Raw genomic sequence first — 23,120 nt, forward strand, 5'->3', positions numbered from 1 at the left:
TCCGTCGTCGGCAGCGTCAGATGTGTATAAGAGACAGCCCTCGGGGTCCGCGCCGCCGGGCGCGCATCGGCGTGGTCGGCGGGGTCGGCGAGCTCGCCCGCCCCTACCAAACCGGGACGATCCGGCGGTCACGGGATGATAACGATCATTCGTGACGCACTGTGGTGGTTGGGACAATTGGGACTCAATGGGTGTGCTGCCCGTTCCTGCCAGGAGTCCTGCGATGCGCCTCGTCCCCACCACCGTCGCCGTGACCGTGCTGACCGCCACGTTCGTCGTCGCCCCCACGATGTCCTCCGGGGCCAAGCCCCGGCCGGTCGCCCCCACGGTCCACGAGGTCGCCGTCCCGGCCGTCGCCGGCGCGCGCCCCGCCGCCCGAGCCGGCAGCCCGGGCAGGGTCGTCGCGGCGACCCACGTCGCCGGCGTGGACTTCGACGTCGCCGGCGTCACCTTCGACCGGACGCCGCCCACCGGCACGCGCGTCGAGGTGCGCACGCACGACGCGTCGGGCTGGAGTGACTGGGTCTCCCTCGACCTGGAGGAGGACGACGCGCCCGACCCCGGCTCGGCCGACGCGCGGCACGCGCGGCCCGGCACGGCCCCGCTCGCCGCGGCCGACTCCGACGCCGCCGACATCCGGGTCACGACGCCCGACGGCTCGGTGCCCAGCGGGCTGCGCGCGAGCCTCGTCGACGGTGGCGACTCCCCCGCCGACGCGTCGATCGACCCGCCCGCCGGCTCGGCCGTCGCGGCCGTCACCCGTCCGACGATCATCAGCCGCGCCGAGTGGGGCGCCGACGAGAGCATCCGGACGTGCGACGGCGAGCGGCTCAGCGGCTTCAAGGCGGTCGTCGTGCACCACACCGTCAACTCCAACACGTACACGGCCGACCAGGTGCCCGCGCTGCTGCGCTCGATGTACGCCTTCCACGTCCAGAGCCGCGGCTGGTGCGACCTGGGCTACCAGATCCTCGTCGACCGCTTCGGCCGCGCGTACGAGGGCCGCAAGGGCAGCACGGCCGCCTTCGTCATGGGCGCGCAGGCCGGGGGCTTCAACGCCGAGACCACCGGCATCTCGGTCATCGGCGACTTCACGTCGACGCCGATGAGCTCGGCCGCCAAGTCCATGGTGACGCGCGTGGCCGCCTGGGAGGGCGACCGCTCGCTCTTCGACCCGTCGACGTCCGTGGTGCTGACCTCCGCCGGGGGCACTCGCTACGCGGCCGGCGTCCGGGTCACCAAGCCCCGGCTCATCGGCCATCGCGACCTCAGCCTGACGGACTGCCCCGGCGACCAGGCCTACCCGCAGGTGGCCTCGATCCGCAGCGGCGCCGGCTCGATCTGGCGAGCCGGGCAGTGGTCCGTCCAGAAGCCGACGACGGTGTCGGAGACGTACGCGCGTCCGGCGACGGGCTCGTTCACCCTGACCGGCCGCGGCTACGGCCACGGCATCGGCCTGTCCCAGTGGGGCGCCTACGGCGCGGCGACGCGCGGACTCACGTGGCAGCAGACCCTCGGCTTCTACTACCCGGGCACGACCCGCACCTCGCAGGGCAACCCGTCCCTTCGCGTGCTGCTCCAGAGTGTCGGCACCGGGTCCACCGAGCTCGTCACCCAGAGCGGGGCGTGGGTCTCCAACGGCTCGAAGAGCTCGGCCCTGTCGACGTCGCTGCGCTGGCGGGTCGTCCCCGAGGGCACCGGCGTGTCGCTCCAGGCGTACTACAACGCCCGGTGGAACGCCGTGAGCGGCTGGACCCGGTCGAGCGTGCCCCTCACCCTGAGCCGACCGTCGGCCGGGACCGTCCGCCTCGTCCTGCCGAGCGGCTCGCAGCGGGAGTTCCGCGGGACCGTGCGCGTCGTGCCGGTCTCGGGCCGCGCCTACCCGGTCAACGTCGTGCCGACCGAGTCCTACCTGCTCGGGGTCGTCCCCAACGAGATGCCGGCCAGCTGGCCCGCGGCTGCCCTCGCGTCGCAGGCCGTCGCCGCGCGCACCTACGCCGCCTACGGCCGGTCGACGGCCGGCAGCCGCGCCTACGACACGTGCGACACGACCTGCCAGGCCTACCGCGGGGTGGCCGACTACTCCGCCACGGGTGTGCTGACGAGGCGCAACGAGGACAGCCGCGCCTCCGCCGCGGTCGGGGCGACGGCCGGCGTCGTCCTCGGCTACGGCGGCAAGCCCGCCTTCACCCAGTACTCCTCGTCGAACGGTGGCCGGACGGTGCGCGGCAGCGCGCCCTACCTCCTCGCCCAGTCCGACCCGTACGACGGGGCCGTCACCTCGGCGGCCAACCCCAACTCCTGGGACACGACGCTGACGGCCGCCGCGATCGAGGCCCGCTACCCGGTGATCGGCACGCTGCGCAGCATCGCCGTCGGGACCCGAACGGGTGGTGGCGGCACCGGCACCTTCGGCGGTCGCGTCGGGACGGTCACGCTCACCGGCTCGGCCGGCTCGGTGGCGGTCAGCGCCGACGCCTTCCGATCGGCGCTCGGCCTGCGCAGCACGTGGTGGACGGTGTCCTCACCGGCGCCCCGCTCGGCCGCCTACTCGCCGCGTGACGTCACCGGCGACGGCCTCGGCGACGTCATCATCCCGTCGGGGTCGGCGCTCAAGACGCTGTCCTACACCGGCTCGATGTCCTTCACCGTCCGGCAGATCCTCTACGGCGGGTTCTCCGGCCTGCGCGCCGCGACAGCCGTCGGACCCTTCGGCAACGACAACCTCGGTGACGTCGTCGCCATCGACTCCGCCGGCACCGCCTGGCTCTACCCGGGACTCGGCTCGAGCGGCCTCAACGCCGGGCGGGTCGTCCTCGCCCAGGGGTGGGGCGCCGTGACGATGATCGTGCCGACGGGCGACTGGAACGGCGACGGGTACACCGACTTCGCCACCCGCATGAGCGACGGCCGGCTCATCCTCCGCACGGGCGACGGCACCGGGGCCATCACCTCGAGCCCGACGGTCGGTACCGGCTGGAACGGCCTGAGCCAGGTGACCTCCGGGGAGTTCGACGGCGACGGCCTGCGTGACCTCGTCGCCGTCCGCGCCTCGGACGGTGCGCTCGTCCTCTACGGCGGCAACGGCACCGGCGGGTTCAAGCCGGCACGCGTCATCGGCTCGTCGGGCTGGACCGCGATGAGCGCCGTGCGGGGCATCGGCGACCTCACCGGCGACGGCCGCGACGACCTGCTGACCCGGCGCAAGAGCGACGGTGCGCTGCTCGTCTACCGGGTCCTCGGCGAGGCCCGGCTGACCACTCCCCTGTCGGCCGGCTCGTCCTCGTCGACGCTGACCTGGGGGCAGTGACGCCGGTCGCGAAGCGGGGCGGGCCTCCTCGGGTCAGCCGAGACCGGCGATGTGCTCGATGAGGCCGGTCGTCGACACCGACGGCGTGCGTGGTAGGTAGACCACCTCGCAGACGTCGCCGACCCAGTCGAACTTGCCCGTCCAGTCGTCGCCCATGACGAGGACGTCGGCGCCGTGGGTGAGGATGTAGTCGCGCTTGAGCTCGAGCGACTCCTCGACGAACACCTCGTCGACGACGCGCAGGGCCGAGACGATCTCGATGCGCTCGTCCTGCGTGAACACCGGAGGGCGGCCCTTCTTGGCGATGTTGAGCGCGTCGGCCGACACCCCGACGACGAGGCGGTCACCGAGGGCGGCAGCGCGCTGGAGCACCCGCACGTGTCCGACGTGGAAGACGTCGAAGGTCCCGAAGGTGATGACGGTCCGGTTGCTCACGGTGCTCCTCTGGCGGCTCGACCCGGGCGGTCGTTCGGCGACCCGCCCGGGGCGACGCGGTCGGCAGCCCGTGGCGGCCGTCCGCGTCGGTGCGAGGCTACTAGCCCTGCCCCGGCCACGCCGAAACGACGGGACCGCCCCGGCCGGGAGGAGGCGGGTCAGCGCCGCGAGAGGGTCTCCAGGCCCGCCAGCGCCGCGTGCGCGGCCTGGGCGAGCGTCGTCTGTGCCAGCCCGGACCCGTCGCTGACCGGCCCGCCCTCGAGGACGGCTCGGGCGAGGTCCGCCGCCGTGAGAGCCGCGAGCACGACGCCGGCCGGCCGCGGCGCGGTGTCGCTCGCCACGACCCGGGCCCCCGCCGCCAGGGCCTCCCGGACGATGACCGAGTCGCCGTCCCAGCTCGTCGGCCGCAGGAACGTGCCGACGCGCGAGAGGACGGCGCTGACCTCCGCGGGCGGGCTGTCGAACGCGACGGTGAGCCACGCGCTCCCCCCGGCTCGGTGCCGGAGGTCCTGCACGGCCTCGGTGTCGTTGCCGTAGGCGAGGACCGTGAGGGTCGCGTCGGGCCAGGTCCGGCGGACGAGCTCGACTGCCTCGATGCCGAGCGTGGCGTTGTAGTGCGGTAGCCCGGCGTTGGTGGCGAGGGCGAGGGCGTGCGGCTCACGGGGGAACGGGCTCGGCACGGGCGCCGCCGACGCGTCGAAGGGCGAGACGACGGTGACGCGCGAGCGCAGCCGCTCGGGCAGGATCGCGCCGATCTCGTCGTTGACGGCCCAGATCTCGTCGTAGGCGTGCAGCGCGACGACGAGCGCCCTGCGTCGCCAGCCCGGCAGGCGCGCCACCTGGCCGCTCGTCGAGCCCGAGTGCAGGACGAGGACGGTGCGTCCGCGCAGGAGCGCGAAGCAGGGGGCGAGGAGCATCGCCCGCCACAGCCGCGTCAGGTGCAGCAGGTGCAGCCCGCGTCGGCGCAGCTCGGGCAGTGCGCGCAGCGCCCGGGGAGCCGACCCGGTGTCGACGTAGACGACCTCGACGCCCTCGGCGCGCAGCGACGCGGTCAGCTGGTGGTGACTCGTGCGCACGCCGCCGACCTCGCCGTGCTCCTGGGCCCACTGGAAGACGGGGCGGGCTGCGGACATGCTTGGGCCTCAGTCGAGCCGGGAGCTGGACAGGACGCCGAGCAGGTGGCCGCCGGCTGTGAGGACGACGAGCGGCACCATGACGACGACGAGCACCTGGGTGCCGATGAGGTCGCCGTGGACGGCGTCGACGACGGCGGCCGCGAGGGCCAGCAGCGAGGCCTCGACGGCCACGAAGGCGCGGAACACCGGCACGTAGTCGAAGGCGCGCCGCAGCGCCGCCATGCCGGATGCCTTGGGGCGGGCCGTCGTCGCGACGTCCTCGAGCGGCGGGCGGCCCGTCTTCGCGCGGGCGACGTGGACGAGGTCGGTGAACGCCTTGTTGAGCAGCACGCCGACGGCGACGAGCAGGCCGAGCACGGTCCAGCCGCCGACGTCACCGGGGTGCGTGAGTCCCCATCCGTCGGCGCGCAGTCCGATCGCCACCGGGATGGAGGCCTCGGTGACGTAGTGGCCGATGCGGTCGAGGTAGATCCCCGCGGGCGAGAAGCGCTGCCGCCAGCGGGCCACCTCGCCGTCGGAGCAGTCGAGGAGGATCTGCAGCTGCATCGCGAGGACGGCCACGACGGGACCGACGACCCCACCGAACGGGATCGCGAGGGCGCCCACGACGCCGGTGACGATCATGAGCCACGTGACGCCGTTGGGGGTGATGTGGGTGGGCAGCAGCCACCGCGTGACGTGGATCGACAGGTGGCGGATGTAGAGGGCGCCGGCCCAGTGCTCGGCGTTGTACCGCGCGATGTGTTCCGGCGGCTGCGCGACGGCCTTGAGCTGCTCGGTCGTCGGCCGGTCGTCGGTCGGGTCGTGGGCCAGGGTCATGAGGCTCCATCCTGCCGTGTGCCGCCGAGGTGTCGACGCCAGGCCCGTGCGGACTCGGCGCCGAAGAGGACGGCGAGCACGACCGCCCCGGTGAGCAGGTACGGGGCCGGATGGCCGCTCAGCCCTCCGAGCAGCCCGAGGAGCACGACGCGTCCCTCGACGCCGAGCGTGACCCGCACGAGGGCGACCGTGCTGCTCGCGCCGGTCTCGCGGAGCCTGTAGACGTTGTCGTAGAGGTGCCAGCAGACGACGGCCAGCCAGGCGTAGGCGGCGGCCCGTGAGGCGGGGTCCGCTCCGGCCGCGAGCAGCAGGGCCGCCGTCTCGACCGCGACGAGCAGCGCGGGCACCTGCCAGGCGAGCCGGCCTCGGCCCCGGGGTCGCGGGAGCACGGCGAGGTCGCACAGGTGCCTGAGGGTGCGGTCCGGGCGGTCGGCACGGAAGCCGTCGGTGCGGGTCAGCGCCCGCAGGAGCCGTCCGGCCTGCGTCCACGCGAGCGCGATGGCGGACGCCACGCCGAGCGCCCAGAGCAGCAGGGCCGGCCGGTGGAGCAGCAGGCCGAGCGACATGACGAGGTAGCGCTCGGCGATCGGCAGGTGCAGCACCTGCTTGACGTCGCGCACCACCCGGGCCCGTCCGGTCGGCGGCGCGGGCACCGTCGTCGGTGCCCGCTCCGGGCCGCCGTCGCGGGGGTCATCGAGCGGGTGGGGGGCGCGCGGCTCGGAGGCGGACGCGCGCTGCCGGGTCGAGTAGGCGTGGTCCTCGACGTGGCGCACCGCCAGGAGCGCCAGCACCAGGACGGCGAGCCACCAGAGGTCCTCGCCGCGGCGGGCCGCCACCCAGGCGACGGCGGCCACCATCGTGAACTCCTTGACGCGGTCGCTCACGGCATCGAGCCAGCCCCCGAACGCGCTGTAGCGCCGCGTGAACCGGGCGATCTCGCCGTCGACGCAGTCGACGACGAGCGAGGCCTGCAGCAGCACCGCCGCGAGCAGCCAGGTCCACCACGAGTCGACGGCCGTGAGGGCGCAGGCGGCGAGGCCGAGCCCGAGGCTGACCGCCGTGACGACGTTCGGGGACCATCCGTGGCGCAGGCCGAGCGCGGTGAGGCGGCGCGAGAGGGGCCGGATCGCGTGCGTCGAGAACACGCCGTCGTTGCCGCGCGAGGCAGCCCGCAGGCGCTGCTGCCAGGCCGAGCCGGGCGCGCCCCGCCGCAGCGCGGGCCCCCGCTCGACCGTGACGTGGGCGAGCGGCACCGTAACGACGGGCACGACGGCCGCGCGCACGAGCGCGACGACGACGAGGTCCAGGGCCGAGGCGCCGACGTGCCGCGCCGAGGCGCTCGCGGCCGCGGCGGCCAGGACCTCCGCGACGGCGGCCCGGTCCGCGGCAGCGACCCGGAGCAGCCCTGCGGCGTACGAGGTCGGGGCCGTCACGACGTGCCCCACCGATCCGGCCGACACCACGAGGCGGGTGTGCCGGTCGACCCGCACCGGTGCGAAGCCACCCTGGGCGAGGGCACCGGCGCTCGACCCCGGGTCGGAGGTACGGGCACCGGCGGACCCGGTCTCCGGGTCGCGCAGGTCGGTGACCGGGGCGTCGACGACGGGCACCAGCGTCGCGTCGCGCGGCGAGTCCAGCACGTCGAGGAGAGCGACGGGGCTGACCCTCAGGTCGGCGGCGGCGAGGACGAGCGGCACCGTGTCGGACGCGGCGGCCACCGCGGCGACCGCCGCCAGCACGGCCGGCACGTCGTGTGCCGGGACCTCCGGGCGTCGCACGGACAGTCCGAGCTCGGTCAGCGTCTCGACGAGGTCGGACGCCGGGTCGGGCCCGAGGACGAGGGTGTCGGCACCGGCCGAGCGGCCGACCACGAGACGGGCACGAGCGTCGCCGACGAGGGGGCGCTCGTCGAGCCTCACGTGCCGGCGTCCGCGTCGGCGTTGTACTGCTCGAGGACCTCGTCGATGGGACCGTCGCCGACGAGCTCGCCCGCCTGCAGGTAGAGGCCGCGCTCGGCGAAGCGCTTGAGGTCGTGCTCGCTGTGGGAGACGAGGAAGAGCGTCTTGCCGCCGGAGAGCATGTTCTCCATGCGCTCGTAGCACTTCTCACGGAAGGCGCGGTCCCCGACGGCCAGGACCTCGTCGACGAGGACGACCGGCTGGTCGAGCGTCGTGATGAGCGCGAAGGCGATGCGCACCTGCATCCCGGACGAGAAGTGGCGGAAGGGCATGTCCATGCCCGCCTGGACCTGCGGGCCGGCGAAGTCGACGATCTCCTCGTAGCGCTCGTCGATCTGGCGCTTCGTCAGGCCGTGCAGGCCCGCCGCGAGGTAGACGTTCTCGCGGGCGGTCAGCTCGCCGAGGAACCCACCGGTCAGCTCGATGAGCGGGGCGACGCCGCCGCGGACCCGGGCGTAGCCGGAGTCGGGGAGCATGACGCCGGCGATCATCCGCAGCAGCGTGCTCTTGCCCGAGCCGTTGCCGCCGACGAGGCCGACGGCCTCGCCCTTGGCGACGTCGAACGAGATGTCGCGCAGCGCCCAGAACGTCTCGTTCGTCGCGCCGGTCTGGCCCTTGAAGACGAGCTCGCGCAGCGACATGCGCCGCTTGCGGGAGCGGTAGAACTCGATCCCGAGGTCGCGGACCTCGATCACCGGCTTGGCCATCAGATCTCCTTCAGCACGGCCGGCTCCATGCGCTTGAAGACGTAGGCGCCGACGAGCAGGAGCACGACGGTCAGCACGCAGGCCGAGGCGACGGACAGGACGTTCATCTCGCCCCGGAAGAAGCCGGACCGGAACAGCTCGAGGACCCCGCTCATCGGGTTGATCGCCAGCACGTCGCGCAGGGTCTTCGGGGCCATGTCGGCGCTGTAGAGCACGGGGGTCGCGTAGAAGCCGAGACGCAGTGCGATGCGCACGACGCGGGCCATGTCGCTGACGAGGACGGTGATCGGGGCGAGGATCATGCCGATGCCCACCGACAGCAGGAAGGTCAGCAGGAACGAGATCGGCGCCAGGATGATCGTCCAGTGCAGGTGGGTCTGCCCGGTGATCATGTAGAAGATTGTGAAGGCCACGATGACCGGCAGGCTGAGGATGAACTCGATGCCCTTGGCAAGCACGACGCGCACCACCCACAGCTCGCGCGGCAGGTTGGCCGACCGGACGAGCCGTGACTCGGCCAGCAGGGCGCGCGAGGTCTCCGACATGTTCTGGGCGAACCACTGCCAGAGGAACAGACCGGTGACCAGGTGCAGGAAGAAGGGCTGGTTGCCGGTCCGGCGCGCCTGGAAGATGAGCGTGAAGACGACGAAGTAGACGAGCGCCATGAGCAGCGGGTCCAGGATGGTCCACAGCCACCCGAGCCAGCTGCCGGCGTAGCGGACGCGCAGGTCACGTTCGACCAGGGTGCGCAGCACCTGCCGGTTGGCCATGAGGCCGCGGAACTGGGACACGCCGATCATGCGCGCAGACCACCTTCTCCTTCGTGGGTTCGGGCCGTTCGTCGGGTTGCGGGCACCGTCATGGGGCCTCCGCGGCGACGGGGCACCCGTCCGGCTCTCGCCGCAGTCTAGGGGTGCCCGCCGGGGGTCGCTGTCAGGTGCGGGCCAGCCGCGACTCGATCAGCTCGGTCGCGGCGGCGACGAACCGGGCCGTCGCGGCGCCCGGCGACGTGTCGCCGAAGTAGTGGCGCACGACGTCGACCCGCGCCTCCGCCGGCTCGGCGAACGCCGCGTCGAGGATCTTGACGATGCCGGCGGCCTCGGACGCGTCGACGAGCGGGACGCTCTCGTTCAGCCGGGTCGGTTCGACCTCGGCGGTGGGTGCGCTGGGCCGCGTCAGGACGAGCGGCTTGCCGGTGGCGAGCCAGTCGAGGGCGACCGCCGACACGTCGGTGATGCAGGCGTCGAGGGCGGCCAGGTGCCAGCCGAACGCCGTGTGGGTGTCGACGAGGTGGTGGGCGGTGGGGTCCGCGGCGTTGGCCTGCTCGACGAGGGCCGAGAGCCGGGCGGACGCCGCCCCGTAGGAGCGCTGGAAGGCGCCAGAGCGCGGGTGCGGCCGGTAGACGACGCGGAAGCGCGTGTCGGCGAGCAGCGCGGTGAGGATCGCCTCGCCGTGGGTGTCGATGGAGCCGTAGGCCATGCTCGGGCGGTCGCCCTCCCACGTCGGCGCGTAGAGCACGGTGGTGCGCCCGTCGGCCGGCAGGTGCGGGGACGGATAGGTGGTGTCGTTCTGGGGGCGGCCGATCTCGACGGCGCGTGCGGCCACGTCGAACTCGACCAGGGCTCCGGTGAGCCGCTCGGCAGCCGCCTGGCCCGCGATGAAGACGCGGTCGTAGGCCTTGAGCTGGTTGCTCGCCATGTAGGACTTGTCGCTCTCGCCGTGGCTGACGAAGACGTGCGCCGGCGTCGCGAAGCGCAGCATCTGGAAGTTGCGGACGTTCTGGTTGACGTAGAGGACCAGGCCGATCTCGTGCCCGGCCATGAACGCCTCGATGTCGGTGACCCGCGGGGCGTGCAGGACCGGGAGGGGACACTCGTCGAGGAGCAGGATGGTCGTCTCGGGCATCCGCGAGATGACGACGACCGGCTCGGTGCGCGCCAGCTCCTGCAGCGGCGCGTACCACTGGCGGATCTGGTAGAGGTTGACCGGCTCGTCGGAGAAGTACACGGCGCAGCGGAACGGGGCCTCGCTGCCCGGCTGCAGCCCCTCACGGGCGAGGCGGCGCGCAAGGCGTCGCTTGGCGAGCTGTCGCCGGACGGCGTCCCGGACGAGAGTGGCCGCCTGCTTGGCGTTGTCCATCGGTGTCGGTGTCCTTCGTGGCAGCGGTGTCGGGCGGGTTCAGCGCGTCAGGCGCCGCGGGCTCGTGAGGAACCCTATGCCCCACGCCCAGTGCATCGTCGCGAGCACGACCGGCAGGCTCGCCCGCGTGCGGGCCGACTCGCCGCCGGAGATGGCGAGGCCGCCCGCGGTGACGCCGGCGACGTAGGCGGCGGGCACGGCCCAGGCCGGGTGCCAGAAGAAGCCGAGGACGGTTGCGACCGTCGTGACCCCGACCATCGTCGGCGGCGCGAGGTAGCGCGGGTTGATGGTGCCCTCGTGGTAGCGGGCGACGACACGGCGCCAGCGTCCGTAGTGGAAGTACTGCCTCGCGAGGGCGCTCACGGACGCCCGCGGCCGGTAGGTGACCTTGAGCTCGGGGGTGAACCACACCCGTCCGCCGGTCTCGCGGATGCGGTGGTTCATCTCCCAGTCCTGCGCGCGGGAGAAGTGCGGGTCGTAGCCGCCGACGCGCTCGAGCGCCTCGCGGCGGAAGACACCGAGGTACACGGTGTCGGCCTCGCCGGCCTCGCCGCCGGTGTGGAAGCGGGACGCACCGACGCCGAGGGGGCTGCGCATCGCGCACGCGACCGCGCGCTCGAAGTCCGTGGTGCCGCGCGCGTCCATGACGCCGCCGACGTTGTCGGCGCCGACCCGGTGCAGCTCGCGGACGGCGCGCGAGACGTAGTCGTCGGGGATCTCGGCGTGCCCGTCGACGCGCACGATCACCGCGCCGGTCGACGCACCGATCGCGGCGTTGAGGCCGTCCGGGGTGCGCCCGCTCGGGTTGCGCACGAGACGGACCCGCGGGTCCTCCGCGGCCAGCGCCTCGGCGACCGCGTCCGTGCCGTCGGTCGACGGGCCGAGTGCGAGGACGACCTCGATGGGGCCGGCGTAGTCCTGGGTGAGGATCATCGCGACGGCGTCGCGCAGGTGCCGCTCCTCGTTGAGCAGCGGCATGATGACGCTGACCGGCGGGGTCAGCTGCGTCGACGCGTCCACGCTGGTGTTCCTCGTCCTCTGCTCGTCGTCCCGGGGCCCGGTCGCGGGTCCCGTGTACCGCCCGCTGCCCGGGGCGCGAGCGGCGACCAGCCTACTGGAGGGTCGGGAGTCGACCGCGGGGCGCCCGAGCCACGAGGACGCGCCGGCCGCCGGGCCTCCCGGGCCCACCACGACCCGACCGGGCCCGGTGCCGCCGCGGGAGCGGGCCTTCGCACTCGAGCGTGCTCGCGGCGCTCGCGGGGAGTGGGGCGCCGCCTCCGGGGAGGGGCGGCGGCGCCCGCCACTCGGACCCCCGGTGACGACGCAGCGCCGCGGACACGGGCACGCTGTTTGACCTCGTGTCCAAGGGCGTCGCAGCCGCGAACGGCCGCGCCGCCCCCGGCGGTGCACGACCACCATACGGCCGGGTCGCGCGATCATCAAGCAGTTCGACCATCGCGTCACGTGGCGGTCGGCCTGCTCCGCCGCCGATCCGCGACTCGGTAGGTTTGGGACCATGACCCCCACCCGTGCCGCCGACCGGGCTGCGGCGACCGCGGCCCTGCGCGAGCTCATCCTCGCCGGCGAGCGCTACCGCCTCGCCGCGGCCGAGCACCTCGACCTCACCGTCAACGAGAGCCGCGCCATCAGCTACCTGCTGGCCCGCGGGTCGATGGGCCAGACCGAGCTGTCCCAGGCCCTGGGACTCACGACGAGCTCGACGACCACGCTCGTCGACCGGCTCGAACGCCGCCACCTCGTCGAGCGGGTGGCCGACCCGGCCGACCGGCGTCGGAGCACGGTGCGCATCCCCGAGGCCGACCTACGCCGGCTCGGGCAGGTGCACGACTGGGTGCCGCACACCTTCGACACGCTCGACCCGGCGAGCCTGCCGCATGTCACGGAGGTCCTCACGACCATCACCGAGGCGCTGCGGGGCGTCGCGGCCGACATCCACGCCTCCAGCTCGAGCACCCGCGGGAACCGGCGCCGGCACTGAGCCTCGTCGCCCGGTCAGCCCTTGAGCAGCTGGCGTGCCATGACGATGCGCTGGACCTGGTTGGTGCCCTCGTAGATCTGGGTGATCTTGGCGTCGCGCATCATCCGCTCGAGCGGGAAGTCCTGGGTGTAGCCGGCTCCCCCGAGCAGCTGCACGGCGTCGGTCGTCACCTTCATCGCGACGTCCGACGCGTAGCACTTGGCCGCTGCCCCGAAGAACGAGAGGTCCTTGTCACCGCGTTCGGACTTGGCCGCCGCGACGTAGACCATCTGGCGCGCGGCCTCGAGCTCCATCGCCATGTCGGCGAGCATGAACTGGATCCCCTGGAAGTCGGCGATGTGCTTGCCGAACTGCTTGCGGTCCTTGACGTAGGCCAGCGCGACGTCGAGCGCCCCCTGGGCGATGCCGACGGCCTGCGCGCCGATGGTGACGCGCGTGTGGTCGAGGGTGCGCAGCGCGATCTTGAGGCCGTCACCGACCTGGCCGACGACGCGGTCACCGGGGATCCGGACGTCGTCGAAGTGCAGCTCGCGGGTCGGGCTGCCCTTGATGCCGAGCTTGCGCTCCTTCTCGCCGAAGGTGAACCCCGGGTCGGACTTCTCGACGACGAAGGCCGTGACGTTGCCACCCCGGGGACCGTCGGGGTCGGTGACGGCGAGGACCGTGTAGTACTCGGACACACCGGCATTCGTGATCCACGACTTCTGGCCGTTGAGCACCCAGCCGTCGCCGTCCTGCCGGGCGCGGCACTTCATGGACGCGGTGTCCGAGCCGGCCTCGCGCTCGGAGAGCCCGTACGAGAACGTCGTCCGGCCCTGGGCCAGGGGCGGGAGGTAGCGTCCCTTGAGCTCGTCGCTTCCGTCGAGGATGAGCGGGAGTGAGCCGAGCTTGTTGACGGCGGGGATGAGCGAGGCGGACGCGTCGACGCGGGCGACCTCCTCGATGACGATGCACGTCGCGAGCGCGTCGGCCCCGACGCCGTCGTACTCCTCCGGCACGTGGGGGGCGAAGAAGTCCGAGGCCACGAGGGCGTCGTGCGCCTCCTGCGGGTAGCGGGCCTCCGCGTCGACCGCCGCCGCGAAGGGCGCGATCTTGTCCTCGGCCACGGCGCGTACGGCCTCCCGCAGCGCCTCGTGGTCCTCGCTGGTGCGGTACAGGTCGAAGTCGGCGTTCGTGCTCACGGCCCGATCCTACTCACGGGTTCGGATTAGTAGGACGTCCTCGTGATCGACGCCACGAGTACCGCGCCGCGGCGCACTTTCCGACGCGGAAGCGGCCCCGACGCCGCCAGTACCGCGCCACGGCGCGGCTTCCGCGGGAGGTGGCCGCCACCCCTCGGACACCGGCTCCCACTCCTCGGCCGCCGCTGTCTACACTGCGGGCAGGTCATGAGCGCCAGCGCCAAGCCCCGGCTCGCTGGCCGGCAACCCTCCCAACCGCGGCGGGGTGCCCCGGGTGAGGACCTGGCCCGACGTCGACAGCCGGCGCGGGCAAGCGCGGAGACCCTCTCCCCGCACCGAGCCGTCGGTGCGCCGGGCCGTCGGGACGACGACCGGTCATCGACCCGAACCAGGAAGAGCAGACAACGATGACCGAGCCGAACTGGTCCTTCGAGACCAAGCAGATCCATGCCGGACAGAGCGCCGACAGTGCGACCGGTGCGCGCGCCCTGCCGATCTACCAGACGACGAGCTACGTCTTCGACGACACCGACCACGCGGCGAACCTGTTCGGGCTCAAGGAGTTCGGCAACATCTACACGCGGATCATGAACCCGACGACGGATGTCGTGGAGCAGCGCATCGCCGCACTCGAGGGCGGTGTCGGGGCCCTCCTCGTCGCCTCGGGACAGTCGGCCACCACCCTGGCCCTGCTCAACATCGCCGAGGCCGGTGACCACATCGTCGCCTCGCCGAGCCTCTACGGCGGCACCGTCAACCTGCTGAGGTTCACCTTCCGCAAGCTCGGCATCGAGGTGAGCTTCGTCGAGGACCCCAGCTCGGTCGACGCGTGGCGTGCCGCCGTGCGACCGAACACGAAGGCGTTCTTCGGCGAGACGATCGCCAACCCGAAGGCCGAGGTGCTCGACATCGAGGCGGTTGCGGCGGTCGCGCACGAGCACGGCGTCCCCCTCGTCGTGGACAACACCATCGCGACCCCGTACGTCATCCGCCCGATCGAGTGGGGCGCCGACGTCGTCGTCCACTCCGCGACGAAGTACCTCGGCGGTCACGGCACGTCCATCGCCGGCGTCATCGTCGACGCGGGCCGGTTCGACTACGGCGCCGACCCGGAGCGGTTCCCGAACTACAACACCCCCGAGGAGAGCTACCACGGCCTCGTCTTCGCCCGCGACCTCGGCGTCGGCAGCCCGCTCGGGGCCAACCTCGCCTACATCCTCAAGGCGCGCGTGCAGCTGCTGCGGGACCTCGGGCCGGCCGCGGCACCGTTCAACGCGTTCCTCATCGCCCAGGGCCTCGAGACGCTGTCGCTGCGCATCGAGCGCCACCTCGCGAACGCCGCCAGGGTCGCTGCCTACCTGCAGGGTCACCCCCAGGTGGAGCGGGTCGTGTGGGCGTCGCTGCCGGACAGCCCCTCCCACGCCACGGCGCAGAAGTACGCGCCCCGTGGCGCGGGCGCGGTGCTCTCGTTCGAGATCGCCGGTGGTCTCGATGCCGGCAAGAGGTTCGTCGAGGCGCTGACCCTGCACAGCCACGTCGCGAACATCGGCGACGTGCGGTCCCTGGTCATCCACCCCGCCTCGACGACCCACTCGCAGGGCCCCGAGGAGGACCGCCTCGCGGCGGGTGTCACCCCGGGCCTCGTGCGCCTCGCCGTGGGCATCGAGCACATCGACGACATCCTCGCCGACCTCGAGCAGGGGTTCGCGGCCGCGAAGGCCTGAGCACCGGCGGAGAACGGGGTGTGGCGGGTCGGCACGGCTGGCAGCATGTCGGCCATGCCGATCCGCTACCCCGCTCCCCTGCGTCCCGGCGACCGGGTCGGTGTCACCTCGCCGAGCTCGGGCGTCCAGGACCGCCTGTGGGGTCGGTTCACCCATGCCGTCCGGTGCCTGCGCGACCGCGGGTTCGACGTGGTGGTGGGCGAGCTCAACCACGCACCGAGTCACGTCAGCGGGCCGCGTGAGGCACGCGCGGCCGAGCTCATGTCGATGCTCACCGACCCCACGATCAGGGCCGTGGTGCCGCCCTGGGGTGGTGAGACCGGCATCGACCTGCTCGACCTGCTCGACCTGGACGCCGTCTCGTCCGCCGAGCCGACGTGGTGCGTCGGCTTCTCCGACACCTCGACGTGGCTGACCCCCCTCACCCTCACCACCGGCCTGGCCACGATCCACGGGCAGAACCTCATGGACACCCCGTACGTCCTGCCCGACGGCATCCTGCACTGGGTCGACGTCGCGTCGGCCTCAGCCGGCGAAGAGCTGTTGCAGCGTTCCCCCGGGCGGTTCCGCTCCGGCGGCTGGGACGACTACGCCGCCGACCCGACGGTCTCGCGGATGACCCTCGACGGACGCGGTACGTGGACCCGCATCGACCCGGGGCACGAGGGTGAGTCCGCGGGCTTCTCGGGGCGGCTCGTCGGTGGCTGCGTCGAGACGATCAGCTTCCTCGCCGGCAGCACCTACGGCGACACGAGCACCTTTGCCGCACGGCACGCCCCGGAGGGCCTCGTCGTCCTGCTCGACATCGCCGAGTGGCCCTCGTACGACATCTGCCGCGCCCTTCACGCCATGCGGTTGCGCGGCTTCTTCGACGCGGCCACCGGCCTCCTCGTGTCCCGCACCAACGCCCCGGAGCCGGGCGGGTTCACCCAGCACGACGCCGTCAGCGACGCCCTCGGCATGCTCGGCGTGCCGATCCTGGCCGACGTCGAGTGCGGGCACGTCGCGCCGTTCCTCGCGCTCGTGCAGGGCGCCACGACGTCCGTCGAGCACGACCCGGCAGCCGGCACGCACACGGTCGTGCAGCGCCTCGACTGACGACGCGCGACTCCGCGGCTGGCTAGCCGACGACCTCGTCGAGGTAGCACCAGCGCCACGTCTCACCCGGCTCGATGGAGCGGATGACCGGGTGTCCGACGTCGTGGAAGTGCGCCGTCGCGTGCTTGAACTCCGAGGAGTCGCAGCAGCCGACGTGACCGCACTGGAGGCACAGGCGCAGGTGCACCCACGTCGTGCCGGCGCGGAGGCACTCCTCGCAGCCCTCGGGCGTGCGCGGCTCGGCGCACGAGTCGGTGTCCTCCAGGTGCTCGCACGGGCTCTCGAGGGTCTCCACGGGCAACATCTCGCTCTCTGCCAGTCGTTCCTGCTGGTCGTCGATGCGGTCCAGCATCGTCTCCTCGAGGTCGAGGGCCCCGAGGACGACGCGGAGCACGGTCTGGTCGGCCCGACCCTCGTCACGCAGCCGCAGCACCTCGCCGCGCTCGGCCTGCAGCATCGTCATGCGGGCACGGACGTAGCGCTCGCTCGGCGTCTCGTCGACGTCGGCGCCCCTCGGACCGAGGCGCTCCCACATCTGGTTGAGCCGGTCGTCGGCGCGGTCCCGCAGCGTCGTCCGCGTCGCGTCGTCGACGTCGGGCATCGCGTCGAGGGCCTCCAGCCCGGCCCGCGTCGCGGCCTGGAGCACGGTCGCGGCCTGGAGGGCGTCCTCACGCGGGTCGGGGCCGCGCACCCCGAGCCGACGCGCGAGGCGCGGCAGGGTCGTGCCCTGGACGATCAGCGTCCCCACCGTGACGACGACGGCGACGAGGACGAGGACGTCGCGGTGCGGCGTCTGGTCCGGCAGGAGCAGCGCGGCCGCGAGCGTCACGACGCCACGCATGCCGGCCCACGACAGCACCGCCGAGTGCGACCACGGCGACGGCGCCTCGAGGCGGAGCACGCTGGACTTGAACCACCGGAACGGGAACACCCAGACCGGCCGGGCGAGCAGGACCACGACGAGCGTGCCGAAGGCCGCGAGCGCGATGGTGCCCCACGACAGCGACGACGCGCGCACCTTCTCGACCACGTACGAGACCTGCAGGCCGATGAGGAGGAACACGGCATTCTCGAGGAGGAACTGGATGGACCCCCAGTTGATCCGCTCGGACAGCCGTGACGCGCCGGTCTGCGACCGCGGCGACCGGTGACCGAGGACGATGCCGGCGGTGACGACGGCGATGACCCCCGACGCGTGCAGCTCCTCGGCGGGGACGTAGGCGGCGAAGGGCACCATGAACGACAGGACGGTGTCGAAGGCGGCCTCGGTCGAGAACCGCTTGCGCAGGACGAGGACGACCAGCGACACCACGAAGCCGATCGCCGCACCACCGACCGAGGCCCAGAGGAACTGTCCGACGACACCGCCGAAGGTCAGGGTCTGCGCCCGGTCGCCCGTCGCGAGACCGGCCGCGGTGAGCGCCGTGCTCAGCGCGACGAGCGCCGTCGCGTCGTTGACGAGCGACTCGCCCTCGAGGATCGTCACGAGCCGCCGCGGCAGCCCGATCTGCCGTCCGACCGCGGTGGCCGCGACCGCGTCGGGCGGGGCCACGACGGCACCGATGGCGAACGCCACGGCGAACCCGAGGCCGATCAGCTGGTGCAGGAACACCGCGACGGCGAGGGCGGTGAACAGCACCAGCCCCACCGACAGCGACACGATCGTGCCCTTGTACGTGCGGACGTCGACGAGCGAGGTCTGGATGGCGGCCGCGTAGAGCAACGGCGGCAGGATGCCGAGGAGCACCTCCTCGGGGGTCAGGGCCACCTGGGGCACGAAGGGCAGGTAGGACCCGACGATGCCGACGAGCATGAGGACGAGCGGTGCGGGCAGGCGCAGACGGTCAGCCAGCCACGCGCCGCCGAGGACGGTCGCGGCGATCGCCAGCAACCCGGTCGCGATCTCCACCGGGCCATCCTGCCAACATGCGGCCCCCTGCGCGTCATCGGACCGCCGCGTGGGCGGCCCGGGGGCTCAGAAGAACGAGCGGACCGCCTCGATGACGCGCTCCTGGTCGGCCTCGGTCAGCTCGGTGGCACAGGGCAGCGAGACGCCGCGGGCGAAGAGCCCCGAGCCGACCCCGCCGCCGAGCACCGGCGCCGTCGCGAACGGCGGCTGCGCGTGCAGCGGTCGCCACAGCGCGCGGGCGCCGACCCCGAGCGCGTGGAGGTGTCCGAGCAGCTCGTCCCGGCCGCGGCCGTCACCCTCGGGCACGAGCACCGAGTAGAGCCAGTACGTCGCGTCGAGACCCTCGACGCGCGGCGGCAGGACGAGCGGGAGGCCGGCGAACGCCTCGTCGTACCGCGTCGCGATCCGGTGCTTGGCCGCGACGAACTCGTCGAGGCGCTCGAGCTGGGCCAGGCCCAGGCCCGCGGCCAGGTTGGTGAGCCGGTAGTTGTAGCCGACCTCGTCGTGCAGGTACCCGACGTCGGGAACCTTGGCCTGGGTGGTCAGGTGGCGGGCCCGCGCGGCGAGCTCGTCGTCGTCGGTGACGAGCATCCCGCCGCCACCGGTCGTGGCGATCTTGTTGCCGTTGAAGGAGAAGCAGCCGACCCGCCCCACGGTGCCGGTGTGCGACCCGGCGTACCGACCGCCGGACCACGTGGCGCCGAGCGACTCGGCGGCGTCCTCGAGGATCGCGACGCCGTGGCGTGCGCACGCATCGACGAGGGGTTCCATGTCGGCGGGCTGGCCGAGGACGTGCACCACCTCGACGACCTTCGGCAGCGGGCGACCCTCGGCGGCCCGGCGGTCCAGCTCGCCGGCGACCAGCTCGGGGTCGAGGTTCCACGTGCGGGCCTCGGAGTCGACGAGCACCGGGCGCGCCCCCACGTAGGCGATGGGGTTGACCGACCCGACGAAGGTGAAGTCGGAGCAGAACACCTCGTCGTCCCGCTCGACGCCGAGCAGCAGCAGACCGACGTGGATCGCGGCCGTCCCCGTTGCGCAGGCGACGGCGTGCCGGGCCCCGACGCGCTCGGCGAACCGGTGCTCGAACTCCGAGACGAACGGTCCGACGGACGAGACGAACCCGGACTCGACCGCCTCGAGGACGTACCGACGCTCGAGCTCGCCGATGTTGGGGACGGCCAGCGGGATCGTGCCCTCGGGCCCGCGCGAGCCCGGCGCGTGCGCCTCCCCGGCCGGCGGCCTCGCTGCGCCCGTCGTCACCGGTGGTACCGCCCGGCCGTCTCGGGGTCGACCCGCGGGCGCAGCCATTCTGCCGTCGCGGCCAGGCCCTCCTCGAGTGACACGGTCGGCGCCCAGCCGAGGACCGCGTTGGCGCGCGACGGGTCCGACAGGAGGACCTGCACCTCGGAGTTCTCCGGGCGGATGCGGTCGCTCTCGGTGACGACGTCGGCGTCGTTGCCGGTGACCTTCTTGCACAGCTCGACGACGTCGCCGACCGACACGGTGCGCCCGGTGCCGAGCTGGATCGTCGTCCCCGGCTCGACGTCCGCGAGGGCGGCACGCACGAAGCCGTCGGCGGTGTCGCTGACGAAGGTGAAGTCGCGCCTGGGCGTCACGTCGCCGAGCCGCAGCTCGGACGCGCCGGCGAGCAGCTGCGACAGGACCGTCGGGATGACGGCGCGTGTGGACTGGCGCGGGCCGAAGGTGTTGAAGGGCCGCAGCGTCGTGACCGGCGTGCCGAACGACAACGCGTACGACTCGCACATCTTGTCGGCCGAGATCTTCGTCGCCGAGTACGGCGACTGGCCGCGCAGCGGGTGCTCCTCGGTGATCGGCACCGACTCGGGCGTGCCGTACACCTCGGACGTCGACGTGTTGACCATCCGCGGCACGCCCTGGCGGCGCACGGCCTCGAGGACGTTGAGGGTGCCGATGACGTTGGTCTCGACGTAGGAGCGGGGCGCCACGTACGAGAACGGGATCGCGATGAGCGCGGCGAGGTGCAGGACGACGTCGACGCCCTCGGCGCTGGCCATGACGTGCTCGGGGTCGCGGATGTCACCGAGGACGACCTCGGCCCGGCCGTCGCGCACCGCGCGCCGGAAGGTGTCCGACTCGTCGAGCCAGCCGGTCGAGCCGTTGGAGTTGTAGAGGCAGAAGGCCCGCACCTTCGCGCCGTCGGCGAGGAGCCGCTCGACGACGTTGCTGCCGATGAAGCCGTCGGAGCCGGTCACGAGCACGGTCTTGCCGGCGATCGACCCGGTCATCGGCTGGGGCGTGGGTTGCGTTGTCACAGCTGCCTTCTCGTCATGGGGGTTCGTCGTACTCGTCATGCTCGTGGTTCGTCGTCGTGCTGGTCAGTCGTCGTGCTCGTCGGTCGTCGGCCTGGTCGGGTCGACGTCGGGCTCGGACGGAGGCCGGCGCCCTCAGCCCTGGCCCTGCGCGCGGGCGAGGTCACCGGGCGTGCCGACGTCGATCCACTCGGACTGGATCGGCCAGGCCGTCACAGGCTCGCCCCGCTCGAGGCACGTCTCGACGAGCTCGGGCATCGTGCTCGCCCGGCCGGCGGGCAGCCACGCGAGCGCGCGCGGCTCGACCGCGTAGACGGCGGCGTTGATGTCGAGGCTGAGGGTCGGCTTCTCGGACAGGCCGGTGACCCGCCCGCCCTCGCTCTCGACGACGCCGAACGGCACCTCGTGCTGGTAGGTGCGGGTGGCCACCGTGACGGCGGCGCCGGTGCGCAGGTGCGCCTCGAGGAGCTGGCCCGCGCTGTAGTCGACCATGAGGTCGCCGTTCATGACGACGACCGGGTGTGCGAGGTCGGGGCGCTGCTCGCGCAGCAGGGTGAGCGAGCCTGCGGTGCCGAGCGGCAGGTCGGGCTCCTCGCGCAGGTAGCGGACCGTGCAGCCGAGGCGCGAGCCGTCGCCCAGGTGCTCCTCGATCTGGTCGGCGAGGTAGTTGACGCTGACGTAGATGTCGCGGATGCCGTCGCCGACGAGGCCGAGGACGATCCACTCGAGGATCGAGCGGCCCGCGACGGTCATGAGGGGCTTGGGGGTGTCGCGGGTCAGGTCGCCGAGGCGGGTGCCACGACCTCCGGCCATGACGACGGCGACGTTGGGCAGCGGTGCCGACCCGACGACGTCGGACAGCGTGTGCAGCCCGACGAGCGTGCCGTCGTCGGCGACCTCCGGCACCGCGGAGATCCGCAGCGCCTGCATGAGGTCGAGGACGAGCGCCCGCGGTGAGCCGGCGGCCACGACCTGCGGGCTCGTCGTCGCGTGCTCCAGGGCCGGGTCGTCGAGGCTGGAGCCCTTGAGGAAGGCGCGCCGCAGGTCGCCGTCGGTGAGCAGCCCGGCGAGGCGGCCGGCGTCGTCGACGAGGAGGCAGACGAGCGTCGCGCTGCGGTCGACGACCTCGAGGGCGTCCCGGATCGTCGCCGTCGTCGGCGCGCTCGCGGCGCGCAGGTCTCGGGCGGTCACCGGTCCTCCTCGCCCGTCGGCCTCGCTGGTGCGGCTCCGTCGCGGTCGGGCAGGTCGACGAAGCGCTTGACGCGCGGGGCGGTGCCCGCTCCCCGAACGATAGCGAGGATGCGCCCGCTGGCATCACCCGCTCCGTACGGGTTGGTGGTCGCGCGGGCCTCCGCGGTCAGCGCCTCCCGCACGGCGGTCTCGACGGGGGCGCGTCCCTCCTCGGCGTGGGCGACGTTGGCGCCCCGCAGCCGGCCCCGCTGCCGCTCCCCCACGTCGACGGCCGGCACCCCGACGCTGGCCGCCTCGATGACGCCCGAGCTGGAGTTGCCGACGACGACGTCGGCCGACGCGAGGACCCGCGGGTAGTCCCGACCGAGGGCCTCGACGACGCGCAGCCGTGGCTCGTGGGCCGCGACCTGCTCGAGCGCGGCGATGATCGCCTCACGCCCGTCGTCCATACCGGGGTGGGTCGCCACGACGGTGCCCGACGCGGCGAGCGTCGCCTCGAGGGCCTCGCGCGCCCACCTCCCCACCGGGGCCCCGGGCTGGGCCGTCGGCGGGTGGTAGGTGAACAGTGCGAAGGGACGCGTCACCGCGTCGAGGCCGACGAGGGCCGCCAGCGTCGCGTCGTCGAGCGGCTCGGCGGCCGCGAGCCGGTCGAGGCCGGGGGCCCCGGTGACATGGACCCGGTCGGCCGGCTCGCCCATCTGCCGCAGGCGCGCGGCGGCCTCCTCGGAGGCGACGCAGTGCTGGTCGGCGAGCTTGGTGACGGCGTGCCGGACCCGTTCGTCGACGGCACCCTCGGTCACCTCGCCACCGTGCAGGTGGACCACCGGCACGCCGAGCAGGAAGGCCGGCGGCACGACGTAGAGCAGCTCCCACCGGTCCCCGAGCACGACGAGGGCGTCGGCGTCGAGCCGGCCGAGCACCTCCCCGGCGGCCCGGGCGATCACCGCGCCCTGCTCGAGCTGCGTCCCCACGGTGACCGCTGTCATCGGTTCGGCCAGCGGCTCGACGCGGGAGCGCCACTCCTCGGGAGCCAGCACGGGCGGCAGCGCCGCGGCCAGGTCGTCGGGCGCGTACATCACGCCGGTCAGCACGTGCAGCTCGACGTCGTCGGCCGCCGCGAGCGCCTCGAGCACGGCCGAGAGCGGGCCGAGGTCGGCACGCGTGCCGACGAAGACGGCGACGGTCGTGCGGTCGCCGCAGTGCGCACCGGGAGCCGGCAC

At 73.2% G+C, this 23,120-nt stretch carries 18 protein-coding genes and 1 riboswitch; of the genes, 4 read left to right on the plus strand and 14 right to left on the minus strand.

All coding sequences use genetic code 11. The features are described 5' to 3' along the window. The first annotated feature begins 223 nt into the window (after window positions 1-223). A complete protein-coding gene (locus ACPYOM_RS01045; protein WP_481344547.1) occupies window positions 224-3,310 on the plus strand; it encodes a SpoIID/LytB domain-containing protein in 3,087 nt (1,028 codons plus the stop codon). Window positions 3,311-3,343: 33 nt separating this feature from the next. On the opposite strand, the gene ACPYOM_RS01050 is transcribed toward ACPYOM_RS01045, so the two are convergent. The 8 genes from ACPYOM_RS01050 to ACPYOM_RS01085 all read right to left on the minus strand — a co-directional run bounded on the left by ACPYOM_RS01050 (window position 3,344) and on the right by ACPYOM_RS01085 (window position 11,524). Continuing rightward, window positions 3,344-3,745: an FAD synthase family protein gene (locus ACPYOM_RS01050; protein ID WP_481340746.1), complete on the minus strand. Its 402-nt coding sequence runs from the start codon at window positions 3,743-3,745 to the stop codon at window positions 3,344-3,346. Window positions 3,746-3,903: 158 nt separating this feature from the next. After that, entirely contained in the window at window positions 3,904-4,878 is a 975-nt protein-coding gene (locus tag ACPYOM_RS01055; RefSeq protein ID WP_481344548.1) for a glycosyltransferase family protein, read from the minus strand. 9 nt (window positions 4,879-4,887) lie between these two features. Next, window positions 4,888-5,700 carry a CDP-alcohol phosphatidyltransferase family protein gene (locus ACPYOM_RS01060; RefSeq protein ID WP_481344549.1) on the minus strand — a complete coding sequence of 271 codons (813 nt, stop codon included), beginning with the start codon at window positions 5,698-5,700 and terminating at the stop codon, window positions 4,888-4,890. Continuing rightward, window positions 5,697-7,619 (minus strand): DUF5941 domain-containing protein, encoded by a 1,923-nt coding sequence (locus tag ACPYOM_RS01065; RefSeq protein ID WP_481344550.1) that lies wholly within the window; start codon window positions 7,617-7,619, stop codon window positions 5,697-5,699. The genes ACPYOM_RS01060 and ACPYOM_RS01065 overlap by 4 nt, the downstream gene beginning before the upstream one ends. After that, the gene (locus tag ACPYOM_RS01070) at window positions 7,616-8,365 is read right to left on the minus strand and encodes an ABC transporter ATP-binding protein (RefSeq protein ID WP_481340750.1); all 750 of its coding nucleotides are present in this window, start codon (window positions 8,363-8,365) and stop codon (window positions 7,616-7,618) included. The genes ACPYOM_RS01065 and ACPYOM_RS01070 overlap by 4 nt, the downstream gene beginning before the upstream one ends. After that, window positions 8,365-9,165, minus strand: coding sequence for an ABC transporter permease (locus tag ACPYOM_RS01075; RefSeq protein ID WP_481340751.1), 801 nt, complete (start codon window positions 9,163-9,165; stop codon window positions 8,365-8,367). The genes ACPYOM_RS01070 and ACPYOM_RS01075 overlap by 1 nt, the downstream gene beginning before the upstream one ends. Before the next feature lie 133 nt (window positions 9,166-9,298). Beyond that, window positions 9,299-10,504, minus strand: coding sequence for a CDP-glycerol glycerophosphotransferase family protein (locus ACPYOM_RS01080; RefSeq protein ID WP_481344551.1), 1,206 nt, complete (start codon window positions 10,502-10,504; stop codon window positions 9,299-9,301). A gap of 39 nt (window positions 10,505-10,543) precedes the next feature. Next, window positions 10,544-11,524: a glycosyltransferase family 2 protein gene (locus tag ACPYOM_RS01085; protein ID WP_481344552.1), complete on the minus strand. Its 981-nt coding sequence runs from the start codon at window positions 11,522-11,524 to the stop codon at window positions 10,544-10,546. A 496-nt stretch (window positions 11,525-12,020) separates the two neighbouring features. On the opposite strand from ACPYOM_RS01085, the gene ACPYOM_RS01090 reads away from it, so the two are divergent. After that, window positions 12,021-12,503 (plus strand): MarR family winged helix-turn-helix transcriptional regulator, encoded by a 483-nt coding sequence (locus ACPYOM_RS01090; RefSeq protein ID WP_481340754.1) that lies wholly within the window; start codon window positions 12,021-12,023, stop codon window positions 12,501-12,503. Between the two features lie 14 nt (window positions 12,504-12,517). Here ACPYOM_RS01090 and ACPYOM_RS01095 read toward each other — a convergent pair whose 3' ends face one another. Continuing rightward, entirely contained in the window at window positions 12,518-13,684 is a 1,167-nt protein-coding gene (locus ACPYOM_RS01095) for an acyl-CoA dehydrogenase family protein (RefSeq protein ID WP_481340755.1), read from the minus strand. 203 nt (window positions 13,685-13,887) lie between these two features. Next, window positions 13,888-14,006, plus strand: a riboswitch (SAM riboswitch). A 55-nt stretch (window positions 14,007-14,061) separates the two neighbouring features. Between ACPYOM_RS01095 and ACPYOM_RS01100 the strand changes: the two genes are divergently transcribed. Then, on the plus strand, window positions 14,062-15,408 hold the full coding sequence (locus ACPYOM_RS01100; RefSeq protein ID WP_481344590.1) for a bifunctional o-acetylhomoserine/o-acetylserine sulfhydrylase: 1,347 nt from the start codon (window positions 14,062-14,064) through the stop codon (window positions 15,406-15,408). A 54-nt stretch (window positions 15,409-15,462) separates the two neighbouring features. Beyond that, a complete protein-coding gene (locus ACPYOM_RS01105) occupies window positions 15,463-16,506 on the plus strand; it encodes an LD-carboxypeptidase (protein WP_481344553.1) in 1,044 nt (347 codons plus the stop codon). A 22-nt stretch (window positions 16,507-16,528) separates the two neighbouring features. On the opposite strand, the gene ACPYOM_RS01110 is transcribed toward ACPYOM_RS01105, so the two are convergent. From ACPYOM_RS01110 to neuC, 5 genes are all read right to left on the minus strand, one after another. Further along, window positions 16,529-18,415, minus strand: a complete 1,887-nt coding sequence (locus ACPYOM_RS01110; protein ID WP_481344554.1) for a Na+/H+ antiporter — start codon at window positions 18,413-18,415, stop codon at window positions 16,529-16,531. Window positions 18,416-18,481: 66 nt separating this feature from the next. Beyond that, window positions 18,482-19,678 carry a DegT/DnrJ/EryC1/StrS family aminotransferase gene (locus ACPYOM_RS01115; RefSeq protein WP_481340758.1) on the minus strand — a complete coding sequence of 399 codons (1,197 nt, stop codon included), beginning with the start codon at window positions 19,676-19,678 and terminating at the stop codon, window positions 18,482-18,484. Beyond that, window positions 19,675-20,712: an SDR family NAD(P)-dependent oxidoreductase gene (locus tag ACPYOM_RS01120; protein WP_481344555.1), complete on the minus strand. Its 1,038-nt coding sequence runs from the start codon at window positions 20,710-20,712 to the stop codon at window positions 19,675-19,677. Before ACPYOM_RS01120 ends, ACPYOM_RS01115 begins: the two co-directional genes overlap by 4 nt. Before the next feature lie 132 nt (window positions 20,713-20,844). Continuing rightward, complete coding sequence (locus ACPYOM_RS01125) at window positions 20,845-21,900, minus strand: sugar phosphate nucleotidyltransferase (protein ID WP_481340760.1); 1,056 nt, start codon at window positions 21,898-21,900, stop codon at window positions 20,845-20,847. Continuing rightward, window positions 21,897-23,120 (minus strand): UDP-N-acetylglucosamine 2-epimerase, encoded by a 1,224-nt coding sequence (neuC, locus tag ACPYOM_RS01130; RefSeq protein WP_481344556.1) that lies wholly within the window; start codon window positions 23,118-23,120, stop codon window positions 21,897-21,899. The genes ACPYOM_RS01125 and neuC overlap by 4 nt, the downstream gene beginning before the upstream one ends.

The organism is Monashia sp. HAY1-2A, assembly GCF_056755315.1.

Bases quoted from the DNA above. Each gene is read 5' to 3' on its own strand.
- ACPYOM_RS01045 (WP_481344547.1), top strand. From the start codon at position 224: ATGCGCCTCGTCCCCACCACCGTCGCCGTGACCGTGCTGACCGCCACG.
- ACPYOM_RS01055 (WP_481344548.1), bottom strand. From the start codon at position 4,878: ATGTCCGCAGCCCGCCCCGTCTTCCAGTGGGCCCAGGAGCACGGCGAG.
- ACPYOM_RS01060 (WP_481344549.1), bottom strand. From the start codon at position 5,700: ATGACCCTGGCCCACGACCCGACCGACGACCGGCCGACGACCGAGCAG.
- ACPYOM_RS01070 (WP_481340750.1), bottom strand. From the start codon at position 8,365: ATGGCCAAGCCGGTGATCGAGGTCCGCGACCTCGGGATCGAGTTCTAC.
- ACPYOM_RS01075 (WP_481340751.1), bottom strand. From the start codon at position 9,165: ATGATCGGCGTGTCCCAGTTCCGCGGCCTCATGGCCAACCGGCAGGTG.
- ACPYOM_RS01080 (WP_481344551.1), bottom strand. From the start codon at position 10,504: ATGGACAACGCCAAGCAGGCGGCCACTCTCGTCCGGGACGCCGTCCGG.
- ACPYOM_RS01090 (WP_481340754.1), top strand. From the start codon at position 12,021: ATGACCCCCACCCGTGCCGCCGACCGGGCTGCGGCGACCGCGGCCCTG.
- ACPYOM_RS01105 (WP_481344553.1), top strand. From the start codon at position 15,463: ATGCCGATCCGCTACCCCGCTCCCCTGCGTCCCGGCGACCGGGTCGGT.